The organism is Mesorhizobium sp. M0615 (assembly GCF_040320805.1).
In the GTDB taxonomy this organism is placed as follows: Bacteria; Pseudomonadota; Alphaproteobacteria; order Rhizobiales; family Rhizobiaceae; genus Mesorhizobium.
In genome coordinates, this window is record NZ_JAMYQI010000008.1 from 172,768 (window position 1) to 180,000 (window position 7,233).

General features: G+C 63.8%; 5 protein-coding genes (1 of these 5 only partly in view). 4 read left to right on the top strand and 1 reads right to left on the bottom strand.

Going from position 1 to position 7,233, the window contains the following annotated elements; all coding sequences use genetic code 11:
* The first annotated feature begins 169 nt into the window (after window positions 1-169).
* The 4 genes from clpB to NKI46_RS16055 all read left to right on the top strand — a co-directional run bounded on the left by clpB (window position 170) and on the right by NKI46_RS16055 (window position 6,675).
* Complete coding sequence (gene clpB / locus NKI46_RS16040; protein ID WP_023685772.1) at window positions 170-2,776, top strand: ATP-dependent chaperone ClpB; 2,607 nt, start codon at window positions 170-172, stop codon at window positions 2,774-2,776.
* Between the two features lie 71 nt (window positions 2,777-2,847).
* The gene (locus NKI46_RS16045) at window positions 2,848-3,204 is read left to right on the top strand and encodes an MmcQ/YjbR family DNA-binding protein (RefSeq protein ID WP_023685771.1); all 357 of its coding nucleotides are present in this window, start codon (window positions 2,848-2,850) and stop codon (window positions 3,202-3,204) included.
* A 292-nt stretch (window positions 3,205-3,496) separates the two neighbouring features.
* Window positions 3,497-5,014 carry a L,D-transpeptidase family protein gene (locus tag NKI46_RS16050; protein WP_352746917.1) on the top strand — a complete coding sequence of 506 codons (1,518 nt, stop codon included), beginning with the start codon at window positions 3,497-3,499 and terminating at the stop codon, window positions 5,012-5,014.
* Between the two features lie 101 nt (window positions 5,015-5,115).
* Window positions 5,116-6,675: an MFS transporter gene (locus NKI46_RS16055; RefSeq protein WP_352746920.1), complete on the top strand. Its 1,560-nt coding sequence runs from the start codon at window positions 5,116-5,118 to the stop codon at window positions 6,673-6,675.
* Window positions 6,676-6,849: 174 nt separating this feature from the next.
* On the opposite strand, the gene NKI46_RS16060 is transcribed toward NKI46_RS16055, so the two are convergent.
* Window positions 6,850-7,233: the end of a M23 family metallopeptidase gene (locus tag NKI46_RS16060; RefSeq protein ID WP_352746923.1), read on the bottom strand. 1,587 nt of this gene lie beyond the right edge of the window; the window shows 384 of its 1,971 coding nt (coding positions 1,588-1,971); its start codon lies beyond the right edge, outside the window — the gene reads right to left on this strand; the stop codon is at window positions 6,850-6,852.

The window sequence follows — 7,233 nt, forward strand, 5'->3', positions numbered from 1 at the left end:
TCCGCCGTTTTCGTTTGCTCGGCCATGCAATATCATCAGCCGGACGTCTTGAGCGGCAATGGCTTGCGCCCCATATCTGGCGTGAACTGGACCCGGCTCGGATGAGCGGGTCCGTCACCGCAATCTGATCCGGTGCCGCAAAGCGGGCCGGTGATGGAAGGAGACAGATATGAACCTCGAGAAATACTCCGAGCGCGTCCGCGGATTCATTCAGTCCGCCCAGACCATGGCGCTCTCGCGCAATCACCAGCAATTCACTCCCGAACATATGCTGAAGGTCCTCGTCGATGACGATGAGGGGCTGGCCGCCTCGCTGATAGAGCGCGCCGGCGGCAACGTGCGCGACGTCAAGCTCGGCGTCGAGACCGCCCTTGAGGCCATGCCCAAGGTGGAAGGCGGCAACGGCCAGCTTTATCTGGCGCAGCCGCTGGCCAAGGTGTTTTCGACCGCCGAGGAATTGGCCAAGAAAGCCGGCGACAGTTTTGTCACGGTCGAGCGACTGCTGCAGGCGTTGGCGATGGAGAAGTCGGCCAAGACGGCCGATATCCTGTCCAAGGCCGGCGTCACAGCGCAGGCGCTGAACCAGGTGATCAACGACGTCCGCAAGGGCCGTACCGCCGATTCGGCGAGCGCCGAGCAGGGCTATGACGCGCTGAAGAAATACGCGCGCGACCTCACCGCCGATGCCCGCGCCGGCAAGCTCGACCCTGTGATTGGCCGTGACGACGAGATCCGCCGCACCATCCAGGTGCTGTCGCGGCGTACCAAGAACAACCCGGTGCTGATCGGCGAGCCGGGCGTCGGCAAGACGGCGATCGCCGAAGGCCTGGCGCTGCGCATCGTCAATGGCGACGTGCCGGAATCGCTGAAGGACAAGCAGTTGATGGCGCTCGACATGGGCGCGCTGATTGCCGGCGCCAAATATCGCGGCGAGTTCGAGGAGCGGCTGAAGGCCGTGCTTAACGAAGTCACCTCGGCGGCCGGCGGCATCATCCTGTTCATCGACGAGATGCACACGCTGGTCGGCGCCGGCAAGGCCGATGGCGCCATGGACGCTTCGAACCTGTTGAAGCCGGCGCTGGCGCGCGGCGAACTGCACTGCGTCGGCGCAACCACGCTCGATGAGTACAGGAAGCATGTCGAGAAGGACGCGGCCCTTGCCCGCCGGTTCCAGCCGGTCTTCGTCAACGAGCCGTCGGTGGAAGATACTGTGTCGATCCTGCGTGGCCTCAAGGAGAAGTACGAGCAGCACCACAAGGTGCGCATCTCGGATTCGGCGCTGGTCGCGGCGGCGACCTTGTCAAACCGCTACATCGCCGACCGTTTCCTGCCGGACAAGGCGATCGACCTTGTCGACGAAGCCGCGTCGCGGCTGAGGATGCAGGTCGATTCCAAGCCCGAGGCGCTGGACGAGATCGATCGCCGCATCATGCAGCTCAAGATCGAGCGCGAGGCACTGAAGGTCGAGAAGGACGAGGCGTCAAAGGACCGGCTCGCGCGTCTCGAAAAGGAACTCGTCGGCCTTGAGGAGGAATCGACCGAGATCACCGCCAAATGGCAGTCGGAGAAGCAGAAGCTTGGCCTCGCCGCTGACCTCAAGAAGCAGCTCGACGCGGCCCGCAACGACCTCGCCATTGCCCAGCGCAAGGGTGAATTCCAGCGCGCCGGCGAGCTTGCCTATGGCAAGATCCCGGAACTGGAAAAGAAGCTGAAGGAAGCCGAAGCCCAGGACGGCAAGGCCGGGATGGTCGAAGAGGTGGTCACGCCCGACCACGTCGCCCATATCGTGTCGCGTTGGACCGGCATTCCGGTCGACAAGATGCTGCAGGGCGAGCGCGACAAGCTGCTGCGCATGGAAGACGAGATCGGCAAGCGAGTCGTCGGCCAGGGCGAAGCGGTACAGGCGGTGTCCAAGGCCGTGCGTCGTGCCCGGGCCGGGCTGCAGGATCCGAACCGGCCGATCGGCTCGTTCATGTTCCTCGGACCGACCGGCGTCGGCAAGACCGAACTGACCAAGGCGCTGGCCAATTTCCTGTTCGACGACGAGAGCGCCATGGTGCGCATCGACATGTCGGAATACATGGAGAAACACTCGGTCGCCCGGCTGATCGGAGCGCCTCCCGGCTATGTCGGCTATGAGGAAGGCGGCGCGCTGACCGAAGCGGTGCGGCGCCGGCCCTATCAGGTCGTGCTGTTCGACGAGATCGAGAAGGCGCATCCGGATGTCTTCAACGTGCTGTTGCAGGTGCTCGACGACGGGCGGCTGACCGACGGGCAGGGCCGCACGGTCGACTTCCGCAACACGCTGATCGTCATGACGTCGAACCTCGGCGCCGAATATCTGGTCAATCTCGGCGAAGAGCAGGACGTCGATGCCGTGCGCGACGAGGTTATGAGCGTGGTGAGAGCCTCGTTCAGGCCGGAGTTCCTCAACCGCGTCGACGAGGTGATCCTGTTCCACCGGCTGCGCCGGCAGGATATGGGCCGCATCGTCGAGATCCAGCTCAAGCGGCTGGAAAGCCTGCTCGTCGACCGCAAGATCACACTGTCGCTCGACCAGGAATCGATCGACTGGCTGGCGGCGAAGGGCTACGACCCGGCCTATGGCGCGCGGCCGCTGAAGCGGGTGATGCAGAAGGACCTGCAAGATCCGCTGGCGGAAAAAATCCTGCTTGGCGAGATCCTCGACGGCTCGACCGTCAAGGTCACCGCCGGCTCCGACCGGTTGAATTTCCGGTCCAGGCCCACTGTGGTGCCGACCGACGCGGCAGCCTGATCCAACGCCGCGCGTCCGACCGGACGCGCGGCATTTTCTTGTGAAACAACAATCCTTTGACGGGGGTGCAGATGACGCTGGACGACTACAACAGCTTCTGCGCCTCGCTGCCGCAGACGACGCACGTCGTGCAGTGGGGCGGTGCCGATGTCTGGAAAGTCGGTGGCAAGGTCTTCACCATCGCCGGCCATGACCGGGAGGGTGGCGTCTTCGTCACCTTCAAATGCTCTGAAATGGCTTATGACGTGCTGAAGGATCAGCCCGGCTGCCGGCCTGCGCCCTATCTCGCCTCGCGCGGCATGAAATGGATCCAGCGTCAGACAAGCCAGAGCATGGATGATGATGCGCTGAAGGACTATCTCGGCGAAAGCCACCGCCTCGTCGTCCTCAAGCTGACGAAGCAGACGCGCAAGGAATTGGGCCTGTAGCAACCAGTAATCCGCCATCTTCATGCCCGGTTCATGTTGGAAAGCTTATGTTGTGGTTTGCTGGCGAAGGGGTTTGCCTGCAGGCTTTTGACGATCAGGGCGTTCCTTGCGCATCCAAACGGTGGCGAGAACGTTCTGGTGGGAACACTGCCGGGCGGCGGCAATTACGCATGACCCCGAAAATCGAAATTCGATTTTCGGAAAGGATCATGCGCAGACATGAAGTGTTACAGCGTCCTTTGCGCGTCCAAACGGACGCGCGGCGCTGTAAGTACCGGAGAGTTTGACCACCATGTTCCGCACGATCCTTGCCTTTTCGGTGCTCGCCGCCGGGCCGCTCACGTCCAGCGCCATGGCATCGCCGACTTTGGACAACGCACTGCCGGCCGTCCGCGCCGCCGATAGCGGCGGCATTGTGCTTGCCCAGGACGGCAATCTCGACATCTATTACGACGCCAGGGGCAACCGCGTCATCGTCGATGCCGAGACCGGCAAGGTCATCGCCATCCAGCCGCCGCAGACCAGGCTCGACCGCCGCGCGCTGCGCCGGGAAATGCGGGCACGTGAGCTTGGACGCGCACCGGTCGAAGACGACGACCGCTACTATCTCGACGATCCCGAAGACATGGCGCGTTTCCGCCGCAGGCAACTGGACGATCAGGGACGAATCCCCGGCCCGCCGATTGATGAATACGATCCTGAAAGCGACAGATTCCTGGGGGCCGCTCCGCAGGATGATGCCAATGACAGAGACACCTATCCGGAAGCGCCGAAATCCGCTGAACCGCGGCCCGTCAAGCGCCAGCCGCTGAACGAAGCCTCTATCGATCCCGCCGAACCGGCGGCGCCCGCCGGCCAGGCCGCGCTGCCGCCGAAAGCCGGTGGCAAGACCGTGGTCGATCCCTCGCTTTCACTCGGCGCACGCCAGGATGTAGCCGCCTTGCAGGTGCTGCTCGACCGCGCCGGCGCTTCACCCGGCGTCGTCGACGGGCGCTTCGGCTCCAATGTCGACAAGGCGCTTGCCGCCTACAACCAGATCACCGGCAGCAATCTGCGCTCGACCGACGCCGTCGGCATCCAGGCTGCGCTGGCGCAAACCGGTGGCGATGCTTTCGCCAATTATACGATCACGCCCGAAGACGCGGCCGGCCCTTACGTCGCCTCGATACCGGAAGATTACAGCCAGAAGGCACAGCTCGACCGCATGGCTTACACCTCCGTCACCGAAGCCTTGGCCGAACGCTTCCACATGGACGAGAACTACCTGAAGGGGCTCAATCCCGAGGCCGACTTCAGCCGTCCCGGCACCATCATCAAGGTCGCCAATTTCGGCAGGCTGGTGGCGACGCCGGTTGCCCGCATCGTCGCCGACAAGGACAAGAAGCAGGTGTTCGCCTATGACGCCGGTGGCAAGCTGGTCGCGGCCTATCCGGCCACCATTGGTTCAGCCGACACGCCCTCGCCGACCGGCACTCATACGGTGTCGCGCGTCGCGCTCGATCCGAACTACACCTACAACCCCAGCATCAATTTCAAGCAGGGCCAGAACGACAAGATCCTGACCATCCCGCCGGGTCCGAACGGCCCGGTCGGCTCGGTGTGGATCGCGCTGGACAAGCCGACCTATGGCATTCACGGCACGCCCGATCCCTCCAAGATCGGTAAGACCGAAAGCCATGGCTGCGTGCGCCTGACCAACTGGGATGCGCGTGAACTGGCCAAGCTGGTGTCGCCGGGAGTCACGGTCGAGTTCGTCGGCGGTCCCTCGGCCGATGATGTTGCGGAGCAAGTGAGCGCTCCAGCGCAGTGATGTCGGCCTGTCCATAAGGCAGGCCGACATCTAAGCTGGATTCATGAGCGCAGGGCGCTGGCTGGTTGTTGCCGGCCCGCAACAAGTCTAAGCAGGCGCTGATGAAGTCTCCGAGCGAAGCCGCAGCCGTTCCCCTGACCAGGTCGCTTTCCAACGGTACATTTTGCCCGCAGTCGCAGCGCAAGTTCGTGCTGGTTGCGGCGATCCTTGCGTCAGCGCTCGGCTTCATCGACGGGTCGATCCTGGCCATTGCCATGCCGGCAATGCGCGTCGACCTCGGCGCCAGCCTGGCCGAGGTCCAGTGGATTTCCAACGCCTATGCGCTGACGCTGTCGGCACTGATTCTGGCCGGCGGCGCCGCCGGCGACCGGTTTGGCCTCAGGCGCGCCTTCGTTGCCGGCATTGCGTTGTTCATCGTCGCTTCGCTGGCCTGCGCGGTGGCGCCGAATGCGCTGGTGCTCATCGCCTTTCGCGCCATTCAGGGCCTTGGTGCGGCGATCATGGTGCCGGGCAGCCTCGCCATCATCGCCAAGGGCTATCCGAAGAAGGAGCGCGGCCGGGCGATCGGCATCTGGGCCGCCGCCTCGGCGCTGACGACGGCGCTCGGTCCAGTGCTCGGTGGCTTCGTCCTGTCGGCCTTTGGCGGCGGTATCTGGCGGGCGATCTTCGCCGTCAACCTGCCGCTCGGGCTGATCTCGATCTATCTCCTGCTGGCCAAGATTCCCGCCGACGCGCCGACGGAGAAGCGAAGCCTCGATCTCGGCGGCGCCGCTCTCGCCACGCTTGCCTTCGGGGCGCTTGCCTACGGACTGACCTCGATGAGCGCCGAAGGCAGCGGGCTGATGTCGGGGCCGAGCATCGCCGCAGGCGCCGTGCTGCTTATCATCTTCATCGTCTTCGAGCTTCGGCAGCGCGAGCCGATGATCGATCTCAAGCTGTTTCGGATCGGCGCCTTCGCCGGCGCCAACCTCGCCACCTTCTTCCTGTATTTCGCCCTGTCGGCCAATCTGTTCTACCTGCCGATGCTGTTGATCGCCGGATGGGGGCTGAGCACCAAAGAGGTCGGTTTCATCTTCCTGCCGCTGTCGGCGTCGATCGCGCTGCTGTCGGGTCTCGTCGGCCGGTGGTCGGATCGCATCGGTCCGCGTTTTCCGATCGCCAGCGGCTGCCTGGTGGTCGCCATCGCCTTTGCCGGTCTGGCTTTGCTCACTCATGCCGGCATGCACAATTTCTGGACCGGTATCTTTCCGCTGATGGCGGTGATGGGGCTCGGCATGGCGCTGGTGGTGTCGCCGCTGTCGACGGCGGTCATGACCGCGGTCGAGGACAAGGATACCGGCGCCGCTTCCGGCATCAACAATGCGGTTTCGCGCATTGGCGGGCTGATTGCTGTGGCGGCGATGGGCTCGCTCGCGGCCTGGGTCTATTCGACGATGCTCGATACCGGCGTCAGGCCGGGCATTCCGGGATTCGGCGAACCGGCATTGGCCGGCCTGGCGCCAGACCTTGATGTAACACGGCGCGCCGCCAGCGATTCGGCGTTCGCGGCCGTGTCGACAGTGACGGCCGTGCTTTGCCTGCTTGCCGCTGTTATCTCCTGGGCCACCGTTTCGGGGCAAAAGCTGCCTTGGTCACGAGCCGAAGAGAAGCAGTCGACCTGATTCGGAGCCGACCCGATTCGGAATGCTCTGATGGGGCGATTATGATTCGCCGGCGTCGAGTGTGACGGCTTAAAAGCGCGTCGCGCTGAAACGGATTCATACGACGCGCTTTAAGTGTTTGTTTTGACGCATGTCCTTGTCCCAGAACCGCGGCACACTTCTTGGCGACATGCATTAGCCTTCGATCTTGGCGCTCGCGACCTTCAGCGGATTGCTGTCTTCCTGCTTGAGCAGTTCATCGATGCGCTCGCGCTCGCGCTTGAAAGCGACCAGGTCGTCGCCCTTCAGCACCTTGCCGACCGGCAGGCGCACGCGCATCGGGTCGACCTTGGTGCCGTTGACGATCAGCTCGTAGTGAAGATGCGGACCAGTGGAGAGGCCGGTCTGACCGAGGAAGCCGATGGTCTGGCCCTGGCGGACATGAACGCCCGGTTCGATGCCTTTGGCAAAGGCGCTCTGGTGATTGTAGGAGGTCTCGTAGCCATTGGCATGGCGGATGATGATCTGTTTGCCGTAGCCGCCGGCCCAGCCGGCCTTTTCGATGGTGCCGTTGCCGGC

What these genes read in the sequence shown, in the direction of transcription:
- clpB (WP_023685772.1), top strand. Translation starts at nt 170, where the DNA reads ATGAACCTCGAGAAATACTCCGAGCGCGTCCGCGGATTCATTCAGTCC.
- NKI46_RS16045 (WP_023685771.1), top strand. Translation starts at nt 2,848, where the DNA reads ATGACGCTGGACGACTACAACAGCTTCTGCGCCTCGCTGCCGCAGACG.
- NKI46_RS16050 (WP_352746917.1), top strand. Translation starts at nt 3,497, where the DNA reads ATGTTCCGCACGATCCTTGCCTTTTCGGTGCTCGCCGCCGGGCCGCTC.
- NKI46_RS16055 (WP_352746920.1), top strand. Translation starts at nt 5,116, where the DNA reads ATGAAGTCTCCGAGCGAAGCCGCAGCCGTTCCCCTGACCAGGTCGCTT.